The organism is Xenorhabdus kozodoii (assembly GCF_002632875.1).
Lineage (GTDB): Bacteria > Pseudomonadota > Gammaproteobacteria > Enterobacterales > Enterobacteriaceae > Xenorhabdus > Xenorhabdus kozodoii.
In genome coordinates, this window is record NZ_NJCX01000001.1 from 100,170 (window position 1) to 114,028 (window position 13,859).

The following is a 13,859-nucleotide window of genomic DNA, read 5'->3' on the forward strand; positions in this document are numbered from 1 at the left end:
TGTGTTATTTTTTTTCGAAAATTAGAATTTGTTATATGGGGTTATCGCAGAAAATGAAATTTAAAGCACATTAAGCACATGATTATTACGATAGAAGTGAATTGCAGATATTGCTAAAAAGCCTTTCATCTGGCTATCGTTATAATAGGCATCGATCTGATATAAAAGAGAATATTGTTGATATGATGATGAATCGCTCAAGTGTGAGGGCAGGGTGGGATTTCACTCAGATTGGTTTTATAATGAGGCCGGCGAGAAATGCTCCCCGCCATGATCGATCAGGGGTTTTACGTTGTAGCAATCCGCCGAGAATGCCGCTGATACCCGCAATCCGGCCGCAAAATAAAACCAGCATAAGTGCCGCCAGGCCAATCAATATTCCCCCGACAAAGCTCAGCCCTGGGGTAAACTGGGTTAAATTGATGCCCATGCTAATCTCCTGTGATTTCCGGTTTCGGGCAATATAAGGTATAGAGAGTGTGAAGCAATGTCAGAATGCGTTTGTCTTCAATACGATAGAAAATCTGTTTTCCTTCCCGCCGTGTTTGCACCAGATTCAACCGCCGCATGACACCAAGTTGCTGTGACAAAGTGGGTTGGCGGATACCTACTGCTTCTTCAAGTTGTCCGACCGAGGCTTCTCCTTGGCTAAGCTGGCACATCAATAGTAAACGGTCGTCATTGGCAAGTGCGCGTAACACATCTGCCGCCCCTTCGGCAGCTTCCCGCATGGCTTGTTGTAAGGGGTTATTCACGGTCATTATATTCGCACCTTAATATTTTACTTTTTTATATAATATAATTTTATAAATTAAATGCAAGGGATGGAGGCGCTTTCATCTTCAGGATGCGTCTGATATCTCCCCCGCTGAGCGGGGAGATATCAACACTCACATAAGCGGCAACGTGGGCTGCTATGAATAAATATAATCAATATATTATTCTGTATTCTTTCCATTAAATTAGATTAATGAGTTTGATATTTTCAGTAAACAGTATGTACAATAAGTATACTGTAAAGTAAAAGCGGACTAAAATATTTAAGTATTGCACTCAACAATGAACCGTTATTTCACTGAAAATTGAGACTAAAACAAGAGAAAATAAAATGGCAAAAGGAAATTTTTTGACGGTTGGTGATAAAACGACATGTGGCGGCGCCATTCTGACCGGAAGTAGCAATATTAAATTTTATGGAAAACAGGCGGCAATTGAAGGTTCTGCCGTGACATGTGGAAGGTATTCGGGGAAATATGCCATTGTGGGGGGCGTCGGCTCTTTCCTGGATAAAGGAATAAAATTAGCCGGCACATTAGATAGTCAGACTACTTGCCCCTGTCATTCTGGTCTTATCCATTCTATTCCTGATAGCTACCAAAAATAGGCAGCAAAAATAGAGGTATTCAATATTATTTTGATAATTTGAATTTAATCCCAGGTTATTACTTATTTCAACTGCATCACCTTTCAATTGATAATTATAATAAATTGAGGTGGTGCGATGAGATATATACGCATTAAACTTCAAGTTGCAATTTACAACACGATATGAAACCTGATTTCTCCCCGCTGCGCGGGGAAATACTAAGACGCATCTTGAAAGGCGATGGGTATAGATGAATTATTGTGTTTTTATGCGTCCGTCATTGCCGATTGCCTCTATCTCTATAATTGCTATTATTATGACAATTTTTCGTTATAATTATCGAATATTGTCATAATAGTAACAGGAATGATGCCAATGCTTTCTCTCTATACTGCCTATGATGTGCAGCATGAACTAAAAGATTTTCTCAAGCGGCAACGTAAACAGCAAAAATCATCTGTCGAAGAGCTGGCTAAGCGTTCTGGTGTGCCGTATAGCACGATCAGAAAATTTGAGCGTACAGGAAATATTTCATTACGGCAGTTTCTTATGTTATTGGAAGCAATAGGTGAATTACGTCCACTACATGAACTCACTAAGGAACGTAAGCGTGAACCCACCACGATTGCTGAGGTACTGAAAAATGCTTAATACACCATTGAATGTCAGAAGGAAGTTTTCTGATGGAAGTAACATGCTGGTAGGGCAATTGGTAGAAAATAAAGAGGGGGTTTATTTTCAATATGATGAGTCATATCTTGCCAGTCATCCGAAATCAATCTCTCCTTTTTTGATTAAGGCAGATACTGCATTACAAAAAGCGCCCAAAGAACCTCATTATGGGTTACATGGCGTTTTTGGTGATAGTCTACCTGATGGTTGGGGACTATATTTAATGGATCGGGTGTTTCGGGCAAATGATCATAATCCCCAAATGGTGACGGCTTTAGAACGGTTGGCTTATATGGGTGAACAATGTTCCGGTGCGCTTTACTATGAGCCAGCAATGTCTTTTTCTGATCCTAATGAGAGAGATATCGATTTTATCACGCTTGGTAAAGAAGCCGTCAGAGAATTCGAAGGTATGGGATCTGACTTTCTTAACTCCCTTATGGATGCTAGCGGTTCTGGTGGTGCTCGCCCCAAACTCAATGTGACAAAATGTGCTGATGGTCGATTTTCAACCTATGCTGATGCTATTGGGGAAAAACTGATTGTTAAATTGACATCAGATCGATTTTCTTTGAAACATTCAGAAAGTCTTGTTGAATATGCCTATATGAAAATGGCGAGAAATGTTGGAATTGAAGTACCTGATTTCGAACTATTGGATGCGGGAAATGGGCGCTTTTGGTTACAGCAAATGCGGTTTGATCGTTCGGAACAAGGCTGCTATCACATGATTTCAGCGTGTGGATTGCTGGATGTACCATTTAGAGAACCCTCTTTGGATTACATTGACTTGGTTAAAGTTACAAGGCTTCTGTGTGGGGTGGAGGAGGCTCAAAAACTGTTGAAACGTGCTTTGTTTAACTATCTCACCGTAAATCAGGATGATCACGCTAAAAATTTTGCTTATTTGTCTGATGATTCTGATAATTGGCGACTTTCTCCGTTTTATGATGTGGTGTATATGCCATCCCTTTATAACGAGCATATGACTTCATTTAATGGCAATGATAGAGTAATTACCCCTACAGCACTGGAGAAATTAGCTGGGCAAGCGGGATTTTCTGCTGTTACGCCTTTGATAAATATTCTTGAAGAGATTTATGACGAAACGTGTCGTTTTCAATCAATTGCCAAAGAGTTGGGAATCGATAAAGCATTAGCTACTACCATTGGCAAGCATATGGAGCAAAAATGGGTAGAACTGAAAATATGACGTTATAGTGTTAATGACAACAAATAGCTAAAAGTTGTCGCATAGTCACAATTTTTGCGCTAAATATACCTGAAGGCGTTTTGCAGGGATAATGCTTATTGTAACCATTTCTTAACGAACGCGTTTAACGGCATTGGGCGGTCAAAGTAATATCCTTGCAAATAATTGACAGAATAGTTCCTTAATTGATCGACTTGTTTCTGGTCTTCAACCCCTTCCGCCACAATTTCCAGATGCAATCTCAAGGCAAGATCAATGATATTTTCCACAATATGTTTTGAAACCGTATCAGTATCCATTTTGCTAACAAAATTATGTCCGATTTTGATTAGATTAATATTAAATTTTCTTAAATAGTTGTAATTAGAGTAACCTGTACCAAAATCGTCCAGAGCAATTAATACGCCTAATTCATTCAACTTTTTAAATAGGCCAACAGTCTGATCATCGAGTTCCAACAATTCTCGTTCGGTAATTTCCAATATCAGTTTGACAGCGTTGTCTGGAAATGAGTTAAGAAAATTTTGGCAATCATTAACTAACTGAATATCCTTATAATGCCTTGCACTGATATTGAAATTAAAATGGAAGTGTGCAGGTAATTGATGGGCAATGGGCGCAAAATAATCTCGCACTTGACTGATTAGGTTATGCGTTAAGGGAATAATCAAATCTGATTTTTCAATTTGGGCGATAAATTTATTTGGCGCCAATAGACCAAGAGTCGGGTGTTGCCAGCGAACAAGAATTTCACAACCCATGATTTGATTGTTTTGACTGCAAATAATGGGCTGTATGTAGGGAATGAATTGCTTGTTTTTTATTGCTTTTTTCAGGCGATATTCTGGAATAGTAATGGTTTTGGTATGTTGATAAAAAAACACCGCAGAGATGAATGTAAGCAGAGACAGGAAAATAAATATACAGACTAATTCCCTATCTGGCTGGATATTATCCTGATAATTGGAAAATAATCCCCAGAATATAAATCCTGTGCTGGCAGTGATGGCAATGAATAACATCACAAATATCCGATACAGGGATCGGTATGATTTCAGATCCAGCCCCATCATTTCTCCTTTTTGATAAAGCTCATGACTTAACAGTAGGCCTGTTATCCAAACTATGCAAAATTTTGTTAACTTATTGATTACAAAAAAAGAGGTTCTTTTTTTGAGAAAATAATCTTGGCTATGTTACAGGAAGAATTTAGCGACAGGAAATAGCGATATGGTTATACGGCAAGATTTGGGAAAAAAATCGCAAAATTGCTGGGGATGATCAAAATAAATCAATATTACCCGCCATCCGTGGCAAAATTATTATTTGATATATATCAATATATTGTCAGGTTTCTTGTCATAAATCGTATTGGGTTAAAATTTATTTGGCCTGATTTATCGCATGGCTATTACGGTGCCGTTATCACAATGGCAACCCGGCGATTTTCCGCCCGACCTTTTGAGCTTCGGTTATCGGCGATAGGTTGGCTTGGGCCTAATCCACGGGTTGTCAGATTGGTGCGCTGCATGCCTCCCCGTGTCAGTGCGTCTGCCACTGTGTTAGCTCGTTTCAACGACAATTGATTGTTGTAACTCACTTCTCCATAGTTGTCAGTATGACCATCAAGGCGTGCGTGGTAGATACCCACTTTAGATAACACATTGGCGAGTTCTTTTAATCTTGCCTCACCTTCCGGGCGTAAATGAAATTGGTTGTTACCAAACAACACTTTTTCTGACAGGCCAAATAGCCAGCCTTCATCAGTTTGTCGAAAGCCTTGTTGCTTAAGGGCAGCGATTTGTGCGGCTGTCAACGCCGCTTTATTCTGGCAGGCGCTGAGAAAGAACATGCCGATCAATGCAAAGATAAAGACATAATAACGGTTTCTGCTCATAGGGGAGTCCTTGATAGATAGTTTAATTTTGTTGTATCAGCGGAATACCAGCCCCCGCCTCGTTGTTTTATGTGATACATCGCCGCATCAGCTTCAGAGAGTAGTTGATCTGCCGTTAGCTCACCGTTGGATAATGCAATGCCGATGCTAAGTGTGATACGCAGGTGCTGCCCGTTCGGGAGGAGAATGGGGGTATCCATGGCATGGATAATATTTTTTGCGACGCGTTCTGCATCTTCCAGGTTGGCAGAAGGCAACAGAATAGCGAATTCATCTCCGCCAAGTCGGGCAACGGTATCTGTTTTTCTTACCCTGCGCTTTAAGGTGGCGGCAATTGTGACAAGGACGTGATCGCCGGCAGCATGCCCGTAGATATCGTTGACATATTTCAACCTGTTGCCATCAATAAATAATATCGCTGCACTTTCACGCATAAATTTATCGTTCATGACCGTGGAAAGGACACGTTCGAAAGTTGCCCGATTTGGCAGGCCGGTCAGGGAATCATGTTGTGCTTGCCAGGTTAAAGCCGCTTTTTCTGTTTGCAGATGGTGTTGCCATTCTTCCAACTCTTCTAGCAGGTGATTGAAAACCTGACTTAATTCATGCAGTTCGGCAATATGGGCGGAAGGTACACGTCGTGAAAATGCCCGTCGTTGCCGCACATCATGGGCGACGGCCGTAATGTTTTGCAAAGATCTGACGATGCCATCGTGCATACGCAATGAAAGGTAAAGTGAAATGACGGCGCTGAACAGCAGGCAGGCAAATAGCACCAGCAGAGCCTGATAAATAAATTTGATGATGTGATCGCTGTTCCCCATTAACCAGACTGATCCTACTTTTTGCTGATGGTGATAAATAGGCAGGATCAGCGGTTCAGGAAAAAGCCAATGCTCAACCAATTTCTTGAAATTACCCGTGCGACTCTCCTGATCAGCCTGCCAACTCGCTAACACCTGTTGCCTGGCATCAAAAATCTTCGCTTCTGTAAAACCATCGTGAACCGCAATCATTTCCAATATTTCATTGGCGGCGGTTTTATCCTGAAAAACAACTGCCGCCTGTGCTGTATGGGCAATGGTGGCGGAGATCAGCTTTAAACTGTTTTCGGCATATTTCTGCATGGCAAGCAGTGCCAGTAAGGATAAAAACAAGCCGACAACGGATAAGATGATAAAGGTAATAACCAAATGGATCCGGTGAAAAGCCTGACGTAAAGTAGGGCGCGATGGCATGAGTGAATAACGTTTTTTCATACAGATTATTCCACCTTGCGGGCCAATTGCAGGACATTCGGATGTACGCGCACACCGCTACGCGTCAGAATATCAAGATTGAGGTTAAATGTTGCCTGAGTACTGTTAATGTTGAGGCAAAATGCGCTACCCATTTCACAGTTCGGGTTATTTTCAGCAATGGTAAGCAATGGCTTGTCATGTTTCAGGCTAATCACTTGATGTTGAAGTTGTGGATCAATCTGGCCATAGTAAATGACATCACATCTTTCTATGAGTTGTTCTACGTTGAAACTCAGGGTTTCTACTTGCAGTTCTGTGTGATCAGAAATCATATCAATGTGGGTTAAGGCATGAATATATTTGGATGGAGGAACCAGACATAAATGCAGGGTCGTGGGTGTCATAGGCCAATGGGTATAACTGATAATTCCAGCAACGACCCGCGCAACATTTTCATTGAGCGTTATTTTTTCATGAGTATCAGGCATAGCCATGACTGCTGAATGACATGTGACGGTGATTAAGCATAAGGTCATCAATACCCGTAGAAATAATCTGGAAACATAACGTTTAAAAATATTACGTTTACAAAGATGATGAGTCCGTTCAATCACTTTCATAACGAGTTCCAGTATTTGCCGTTCATAGTGTAAATAATCGTGTTGAGGTTATTGATAAAATCTATCCTCAGCCAGAACCTATCTCATTAAGGAAATAATGCTAAATGAGATAGGTTGTAAAGCCGTTGTTTTCTACATGTAATTATTGCTAATCTAATTTATACCAGTCGCCTTTCAAGATGCGTCTTATATCTCCCCGCGTAGCGGGGAGATATAAGCACTCTCATTGTCTTGCAAACTGCAACTTGAAGTTGGATTGGTATATAACCTTTAAATGTAATTTCATTGGTAATAGATAGATCGCTATTTCTGTATTGGTACATCTTCGTGGATTCCTATTATATGTCCATGATTATCATAAGTGATACTGGAAACTTTGCTTTGCCTTAAGGCATCTAACAACCTTTGATCCAACATAAAACTCTGTGCCACCTCAGCGTGAGTTAACGCAGGTCGATGGCGACGGCGTTCGATCTTAAAACGGTGTTGGTTATATTTTGCCCAAGCAATGAGCAAGAATGCATTAAATATGGCAATGGCTATATAAAGGCCGATAGCACCTAATTCCGAGGTAAATAATGTCGAAGTAAAAGGTCTGGGACCATTATGGGAGGCGTTAAATCCCACCACGAATAAATAGATAAAACCCACCCAAGCCAGCACAGTCAACAGGATATCAATTAAACGAAGCGATAATCTTTGCTCGGTAAAAATCAAGGGATCTTTCATTATTCGATTCTCTCTATTCCCCTGTCAGGGCTTTCCCAGCGGGCACGTTTTCTGTGTACTTTGAGCATCACTTTGGGAAAAGATATCAAGGTCGTAAATAGGTTTATCATCCAATAAACCATCGGATACCAAACTATCCAAAACAGCGATGAAGCTACCTGTTTTTCATAGCGTCGTTCAATTATCAGGCTGACGGTAAATTGGATCAGACAGGTAGCCGCCAACACCAGCCCCGTATACCCCGGTGGAAATAGGGTATAGACACGAATGTTTTCCGGTAATGTGATAAACATGCCGAGGAAAAATAAAATGATCGAAAGGGCAAATGTAAATGACCAGATAACAGAACAGCAGAATTCGGCAAATAACACCCACATGCGGCGGTATTGCCATGACCACAATTGCCGCAGGTTTTTCAGGAAAACTTCGGCTCCCCCCTGCGCCCAGCGTAACCGCTGCTTCCATAATCCCCGTAGGGTTTCAGGCATCAAGATCCAGCAAATAGCACGAGGCTCAAAAAAGATAGACCAATGGCGTAACTGGAGTTTCCAACTCACATCAATATCTTCTGTGATCATGTCATTACTCCAATATCCTATGTCAGCCAGTGCCCTGCGATTAAAGGCGGCAACCACACCTGAAACGGTGAAGACCTGACCATAAACCCGTTGGGTACGTTTGATCAGGCCGATGATGGAAGAAAATTCGCCAACCTGAATACGACCCACTAAGGTGGAGCGTGTGCGCACACGGGGATTACCTGTAACAGCGCCAACGCGGGGGTGATCAATCATAGGCTTGACCAGCCAAACCGCCGCATCGCGATCCAACAGGGCATCGCCATCAATGCAGATCAGATAATCACTTTTCGCGGCAGCAGCACCGGCCTGAAGCGCAGTGGCTTTGCCCTGGTTCTGTTTCAGGTGTATCACTCTCAAGGCCTGATGTTGTTTTGCCATGATATTGAGTTCATCCGCAGTGCTATCGGTTGAGCCATCATTGATTGCAATCACTTCAATATTGGGATAGCGCTGGTTCAATGCGGCCAGCAGTGTTTCGCGAACATTTGGCCCTTCGTTGTAGCAAGGGATCAAAATGGAAATCAGGGGCTCACCTTCAAGGTGAGGGACTTCTTGATCAACAACTTTCCAATGCCTTTCCCGATAGAGCCAGAAGTAGATCCCCCCTGAGATCCAGATGGCCGACATAAATAATGGCCAGAAAAAGACAAAGTTCAGCATGACTTCACCAGTAAAGGTGACGGCGATGCCAAAAGGAATACTCAATACAAGGCAGAGCACGATAAAAGCAATAATACGATCAATCATTAAGTGGATACCATTCAGGAGAAAGAACAGGGCGAACCTCATTCATTTCTGGTTGATTGTTGAGAAAGTCATCAGGGTAATAGCCGAAGCTCTGCGCACCATTAAGCTGCAATTGACGCATCCATTCTGCTAATTGACGCCCAGGTATCGCGCTTTTATCTACAGGCTTGCGCCAATCTACGCTTTGCAGTTCAAAGACGGTTTTGTCCAGGGCCTGCGGGCGTTGGGCAACGGTTTTCACTAATCGGGATAACCATTGGTTGCTTTTTGATAGAGGCACATTCTCCATTAATGGCATTGCCATTGGGGCAACCCAATCGTAGTGAGCCAGGAAATCGTCCAGATTTTGGGCGAACCACGCTTCGCTGTCGGGTTCCAGAATTGGCAGGGCAAAAATATTGCGCGCAGTTTTGAGCTGATAACCCCGGATTGATTTGAGTTCTTTGGTTAATTCGTTTGTAAAATCGACCAAATATTGACTTTTAAAGCGTGTCCACCGGGCGAACTGTTCTGGATCTTGCCGAATGTTAGCAATAGAGGCAGGTAACCCTGCGGCCTGATAGGCTTTGATGGCATCTGCGCCGGCATCTTCAAAATCGGACATGACGGCATCATCATGGTACAGGATGCCCTGAAAAATGGCATGGGCAGCCAAATCCTGATAAATCTCTTTGATTCGTTGGCGATTCTCCGGGTTATAGGGGGATAAACGACGATATTGTGTCGGGTTGACAAACAGCTTGTTGTCACTTTCGTCATAACTCATCACCCGCGGGAGTGAAGGCGCCAGTTCAAATGCCAGCACCGGCATCCAGGCATAAACGTCAATGTTCAACCGGCTGTGCAGTTGCCAGGCAACACGGTTAAAGAGATCGGCTCGCATCGGTAGCCAGCGGTTAGGGAAATAGAGTTCATGGACATTGCCGTCACCTTTGGGATCCGCAAAGGCTTGCAGGAAAACGGTATTGACGCGCAGATCGGCAACACGCTGGACAAGTTTGTCAAGATTATGGGCTTGCTGGACGGGATCAGGATCATAAACATAGTCCAGATCAATATGGGCAATCCGCAAGATCGGCTTATTCTGTACCTGGATCACCTGCTCAGCGAATTCTTTCAGGGAAGGGTTATGTGTGAGCAATATCCGCGGAACGTTATCAAGATTGTTAACATTTGCCAGCCCATTATCCAGGGTCAATGCCATTTTGTAGCCGTAGCGTTTGGCGATTTCCAGCGTAATACCGTTATCCATGCCATAAGGCCAAATCCAAACCCGTGGTGGCTTGCCGGTGGCGGCGATAATTCGTTGGGTGATCGTGGCAATGTCCTTTTCCATTCGCTGGCGAAAGGCTGGCTCGCTTTCATATTGACCGGTTTTCGGGTTGTAAATGCGAATGGCGGCGGCAGGCTCGGTATTGCCTTGCGGGTTAGCGATGGCGCCATAATGATGCTGATAAGTATGAGAGCCGATTTCCACTAAGCCAGATTGGGACATTTCAGCCACCTGTTCCCAGGTCGTGAAGCGCTCCCGCGGCACTATCAACCCACCAAAATCAACGGGTTTTTCGGCGGGTGCATCAACCCAGATCCCAACAGGTGCCAGAATAGCGGGCCAGTTATAGGCTTTAAGCAGTGGAAACACTCGACGGTAAAAACTGCTATAGCCATCATCGAAAGTCAGCAATACAGCTTTGGGCGGCAATGGCGTTCCCCCCTGATTGGCAGTAAGAATTTGATCAACGGTAATCGGCTGGTAGCCATTTTCCCGCAACCAGGCAAATTGATCGCTCAGGGCGCTGGTACGGACTGACATAAAACGCTGATCTGCACCATCATCTTCGACATCATGATAAGCCAGAACCACAAAACCATTTTTAGGCCAAGGGCGTTCATTCATGGGGAGCGGTCGTTGCGCGGGTGGAACGAAATCAGGTTTTTCTGCGTATGCCTGCATGCCAAGCTGAGGAATGAACAGGCTAATGAGCAGTACCAAGATCATTGACCAATGACGAAAAACGTTGTGTGTCATAAAAAATCCTTTAGAACCGATAGGTTAAATCAAAAGCAGCTTGCAGATTACTTTCTCGTTTACCGTCGTAAGGGCGTTTATCCAGCGTGAGCCTGACCCCCGCATCAATGACATCATTCCACATAATGCGTTGGCCATATCCCACCATGGTGATCAGCCCACTGCCGTAGCCTTGCTGCCAATATTGCCCTATGCCGGCCACAATTTGCTGGCTCCAGACGGTTTGATAGTGCCGATACATGATGTGATCAGCTTCCAGTTCGGGCAGGAATGTAAAATCGCTTTTGGGATTGAAATAGGGCGTATTTTGATGGCTATTGTGAGCCGTGCTCAGTTCCAGCTTCCCATCAAGTGTGAGGTAAGGGGCGGTATATAGGCGTTGGAGGCCATCGATGCCATATTCAAAACGACGGTTGCCATCCGAGAAAAATGCAGGGGCAAAACGCGCAGCCCATTGGCTGCGTTCGCTGTATCGCCAGCGCGCATAAATTTGCCCACCATTGGCGTGGATATTGTTGCTCAATGCACGCAGGGGAGTTTGACGGGTAAGGCGCTCTGCAAATCCCCCCAGACGCCATTGGTCATTGAAGTCATACCAGCTTGCAATGCGTAAGCCCATCTTGCTGCCATGACGGTAATGACGCGCAGAAATTTCACCTTCCAGCCAAAGATCCCGCGAACGCCACTCTGCACCGCCTCGTAAATCACGGTTCAAGCCGCGACCTTCTGGAAATTGGCCACGATTGTAAGCCCCCCCGGCAAATAAGCGCCAATTATCCTCAACAGGAGGGCTATAAAGTAGGACATCAATATCTGAACTGTGCTTACCGCTTTCGGGATTATCTGAATTAATGCCTTGATTGACCTTGACTTGCAGCTCTGACATATGATGCACATTGCGCAGACGGTCAAAACGTTTAGCGAGCATATTTTCTGGGGCGCGAGTGATAACGTCATCGGCCAGTAAATCCATCTGTTGCCATTCTTGCAGGGCAAGGGCGGTATAGCCTTGCTGAATTTCCAACGACAGGTTGCGATGATCAAGTCCTTCAATTTGCTTTAATTCACGCTCAGCACGGCGCGGCCAACCGCGATCCAGCCAGATAGCGGCCAGGTCAATCCGTAATTTTTGGTTGCCTGGGGCGGTGCGGGCTAAATGGGTAAACCGTTTTTCTGCTTCGGGAAGATCGCCACGTAATTGGGCAGACTCTGCCAGAAATTGCTGCCCTTGGAGCCAGTCTTCATTAGGGGCGCGAACGGGAGAGCCAAAGACATTAAGCATATAAGGATTACGTTGCTTGATATCAGTGGCAAGTTGTTGAGCGACATCCAGTTGCTCACTTTCCACGTCGGCGTAAAAAAGGACGATATCATCTTCAAGGGGGATGTCAGGCGGTGATATTTTCGCAAGCGACGCAATATTTTCAGCGGGATAATTCAAAGAACGCAAAATATCCCGTGCTTTTTCTGGTTGGCGTAAATTCAGGTAGGCCGCCGCCGCCCATTTCTGCGCATACTCTGGCACATGCATGCCTTGGTGCTGTGCGGCCTGATTTTGCAAGATCAGATATTCATCAACGACGGCTTGCATCTGATGGCGAGAGAGCAGGGCACCAAGCCGATCGATGCGCGCCTGTTGGTAATCTTGTTGCGCATCAGGCAGGTTGTGCCATTGGTTCAGCATCTGCTCGTAGCGGGCTAGTGCCCTGTCAGCGATGTCAAAGCGCTCTTTCTCGCTGTGATTCGGGATCATGGATAAGCGAACCAATTCTGCGGCGGCGTCCGCTTCCAGCCTGCGCAGTTGCGCCGTGGACAATTGTGCGGCGTGTTGTTGTCCCAGGCGCCATGCAGAGCCGTTGAGTCGGTTGTTTTTTAGGCTGATTAGGTACGCTTGGGTGACGGCTTTATTGTCGGGAAACCGTTGATGCGCCGTGGAAAGTACTTGCATGGCATCCCATGTCCGGCCAGCGGCTTGGTCAACGTAGGCCATCAAACGATAATGGGCCGCGTTGGGTTGGTGAGCCAACAAATCTTTTGCCAAACGGCGGGCTTCTTTGTCTTGTTTGGCATCGGCAAGCGTCATGATAAGGCCAGCTTTGATGTCACTGTTCTGCTGATCTAGAGCCAGCGCTGCTCGCCATATTTGTATCGCTTGTGACCATTGACGTTGGTTACGATAGGCTCTGGCAACCGCTGAAACCCCTCTGGCGGGGACAGCCATCGAGTGATAGCGTTGCCAGAGAGCGATGACTTCATCGTCATAGCCAGCCCAGCTGGCAACTTGCAACCAATCAGCAACGTGTGAGGAAGAAAGGCGTTGTCGTTTTTCTTCCTGCCGAATATGTTCGAGCATGGGGGTGGTATTCCCCTTTCTGGCTTGTTGAATTAATGCATCATAATCTGCGTGAGCAGATTCTGATGTTATTAAACAACTTAGTGAAATAAATAACGATAACAGTTTATACCGATATCTATGAAAGCCCATCGGACGGAAATAAAGATATGACACACTATCCCCTTTTTATACCGCTTATTGGTTTTACAAATAGCAGGACCAGACGGAATTGAACTTAATTTAGATTAAGATGGATTTTTACGTTCTTCATTTTTGAAGAGGAAAAATAATACGTACTGCGTGAATTTATATCAATGGGAAAATTTCGCCAAATAATTACATTCATTTGTTTTATATTGGTATTATCTCTATTGGTGATAATATGTAATAATGGCATTAAAGTTAAAAAATTATTTTTACTTGTTTTAA

The 13,859-nt window shown here is 44.3% G+C and carries 13 protein-coding genes; 3 read left to right on the top strand and 10 right to left on the bottom strand.

What is annotated here, in order from left to right; genetic code table 11:
- Positions 1-226: 226 nt before the first annotated feature.
- Together Xkoz_RS00380 and Xkoz_RS00385 are read right to left on the bottom strand one after the other, a co-directional pair.
- Complete coding sequence (locus Xkoz_RS00380; protein ID WP_099140236.1) at positions 227-430, bottom strand: YeeE/YedE family protein; 204 nt, start codon at positions 428-430, stop codon at positions 227-229.
- Position 431: 1 nt separating this feature from the next.
- On the bottom strand, positions 432-761 hold the full coding sequence (locus Xkoz_RS00385; RefSeq protein WP_244183352.1) for an ArsR/SmtB family transcription factor: 330 nt from the start codon (positions 759-761) through the stop codon (positions 432-434).
- 347 nt (positions 762-1,108) lie between these two features.
- Here Xkoz_RS00385 and Xkoz_RS00390 point away from each other — a divergent pair, with 347 nt between their 5' ends.
- The 3 genes from Xkoz_RS00390 (at position 1,109) to Xkoz_RS00400 (ending at position 3,251) form a co-directional block, all read left to right on the top strand.
- Entirely contained in the window at positions 1,109-1,384 is a 276-nt protein-coding gene (locus tag Xkoz_RS00390) for a PAAR domain-containing protein (protein ID WP_099140237.1), read from the top strand.
- A gap of 357 nt (positions 1,385-1,741) precedes the next feature.
- A complete protein-coding gene (locus Xkoz_RS00395; protein WP_099140238.1) occupies positions 1,742-2,017 on the top strand; it encodes a helix-turn-helix domain-containing protein in 276 nt (91 codons plus the stop codon).
- Positions 2,010-3,251 carry a type II toxin-antitoxin system HipA family toxin gene (locus Xkoz_RS00400; protein ID WP_099140239.1) on the top strand — a complete coding sequence of 414 codons (1,242 nt, stop codon included), beginning with the start codon at positions 2,010-2,012 and terminating at the stop codon, positions 3,249-3,251. Before Xkoz_RS00395 ends, Xkoz_RS00400 begins: the two co-directional genes overlap by 8 nt.
- 95 nt (positions 3,252-3,346) lie before the next feature.
- Here Xkoz_RS00400 and Xkoz_RS00405 read toward each other — a convergent pair whose 3' ends face one another.
- The 8 genes from Xkoz_RS00405 to pgaA form a co-directional block, all read right to left on the bottom strand.
- Positions 3,347-4,321, bottom strand: a complete 975-nt coding sequence (locus tag Xkoz_RS00405; RefSeq protein WP_099140240.1) for an EAL domain-containing protein — start codon at positions 4,319-4,321, stop codon at positions 3,347-3,349.
- Positions 4,322-4,662: 341 nt separating this feature from the next.
- Positions 4,663-5,148 (bottom strand): outer membrane lipoprotein YfiB, encoded by a 486-nt coding sequence (gene yfiB, locus Xkoz_RS00410; RefSeq protein WP_099140241.1) that lies wholly within the window; start codon positions 5,146-5,148, stop codon positions 4,663-4,665.
- Positions 5,145-6,407, bottom strand: coding sequence for a diguanylate cyclase DgcN/YfiN (gene dgcN, locus Xkoz_RS00415; protein ID WP_099140242.1), 1,263 nt, complete (start codon positions 6,405-6,407; stop codon positions 5,145-5,147). The genes yfiB and dgcN overlap by 4 nt, the downstream gene beginning before the upstream one ends.
- Before the next feature lie 5 nt (positions 6,408-6,412).
- Entirely contained in the window at positions 6,413-7,009 is a 597-nt protein-coding gene (gene yfiR, locus Xkoz_RS00420) for a regulatory sequestration protein YfiR (protein ID WP_099140243.1), read from the bottom strand.
- A gap of 303 nt (positions 7,010-7,312) precedes the next feature.
- Positions 7,313-7,738, bottom strand: a complete 426-nt coding sequence (pgaD, locus tag Xkoz_RS00425; protein WP_099140244.1) for a poly-beta-1,6-N-acetyl-D-glucosamine biosynthesis protein PgaD — start codon at positions 7,736-7,738, stop codon at positions 7,313-7,315.
- Positions 7,738-9,066 (bottom strand): poly-beta-1,6-N-acetyl-D-glucosamine synthase, encoded by a 1,329-nt coding sequence (gene pgaC / locus Xkoz_RS00430; protein WP_099140245.1) that lies wholly within the window; start codon positions 9,064-9,066, stop codon positions 7,738-7,740. Before pgaC ends, pgaD begins: the two co-directional genes overlap by 1 nt.
- Positions 9,059-11,065 (bottom strand): poly-beta-1,6-N-acetyl-D-glucosamine N-deacetylase PgaB, encoded by a 2,007-nt coding sequence (pgaB, locus tag Xkoz_RS00435; RefSeq protein WP_244183364.1) that lies wholly within the window; start codon positions 11,063-11,065, stop codon positions 9,059-9,061. Before pgaB ends, pgaC begins: the two co-directional genes overlap by 8 nt.
- Positions 11,066-11,105: 40 nt before the next feature.
- Positions 11,106-13,580, bottom strand: a complete 2,475-nt coding sequence (gene pgaA, locus Xkoz_RS00440) for a poly-beta-1,6 N-acetyl-D-glucosamine export porin PgaA (RefSeq protein WP_099140247.1) — start codon at positions 13,578-13,580, stop codon at positions 11,106-11,108.
- Positions 13,581-13,859: the final 279 nt, after the last annotated feature.

What these genes read in the sequence shown, in the direction of transcription:
- Xkoz_RS00380 (WP_099140236.1), bottom strand. Translation starts at nt 430, where the DNA reads ATGGGCATCAATTTAACCCAGTTTACCCCAGGGCTGAGCTTTGTCGGG.
- Xkoz_RS00385 (WP_244183352.1), bottom strand. Translation starts at nt 761, where the DNA reads ATGACCGTGAATAACCCCTTACAACAAGCCATGCGGGAAGCTGCCGAA.
- Xkoz_RS00390 (WP_099140237.1), top strand. Translation starts at nt 1,109, where the DNA reads ATGGCAAAAGGAAATTTTTTGACGGTTGGTGATAAAACGACATGTGGC.
- Xkoz_RS00395 (WP_099140238.1), top strand. Translation starts at nt 1,742, where the DNA reads ATGCTTTCTCTCTATACTGCCTATGATGTGCAGCATGAACTAAAAGAT.
- Xkoz_RS00400 (WP_099140239.1), top strand. Translation starts at nt 2,010, where the DNA reads ATGCTTAATACACCATTGAATGTCAGAAGGAAGTTTTCTGATGGAAGT.
- Xkoz_RS00405 (WP_099140240.1), bottom strand. Translation starts at nt 4,321, where the DNA reads ATGGGGCTGGATCTGAAATCATACCGATCCCTGTATCGGATATTTGTG.
- yfiB (WP_099140241.1), bottom strand. Translation starts at nt 5,148, where the DNA reads ATGAGCAGAAACCGTTATTATGTCTTTATCTTTGCATTGATCGGCATG.
- dgcN (WP_099140242.1), bottom strand. Translation starts at nt 6,407, where the DNA reads ATGAAAAAACGTTATTCACTCATGCCATCGCGCCCTACTTTACGTCAG.
- yfiR (WP_099140243.1), bottom strand. Translation starts at nt 7,009, where the DNA reads ATGAAAGTGATTGAACGGACTCATCATCTTTGTAAACGTAATATTTTT.
- pgaD (WP_099140244.1), bottom strand. Translation starts at nt 7,738, where the DNA reads ATGAAAGATCCCTTGATTTTTACCGAGCAAAGATTATCGCTTCGTTTA.
- pgaC (WP_099140245.1), bottom strand. Translation starts at nt 9,066, where the DNA reads ATGATTGATCGTATTATTGCTTTTATCGTGCTCTGCCTTGTATTGAGT.
- pgaB (WP_244183364.1), bottom strand. Translation starts at nt 11,065, where the DNA reads ATGATCTTGGTACTGCTCATTAGCCTGTTCATTCCTCAGCTTGGCATG.
- pgaA (WP_099140247.1), bottom strand. Translation starts at nt 13,580, where the DNA reads ATGGGCTTTCATAGATATCGGTATAAACTGTTATCGTTATTTATTTCA.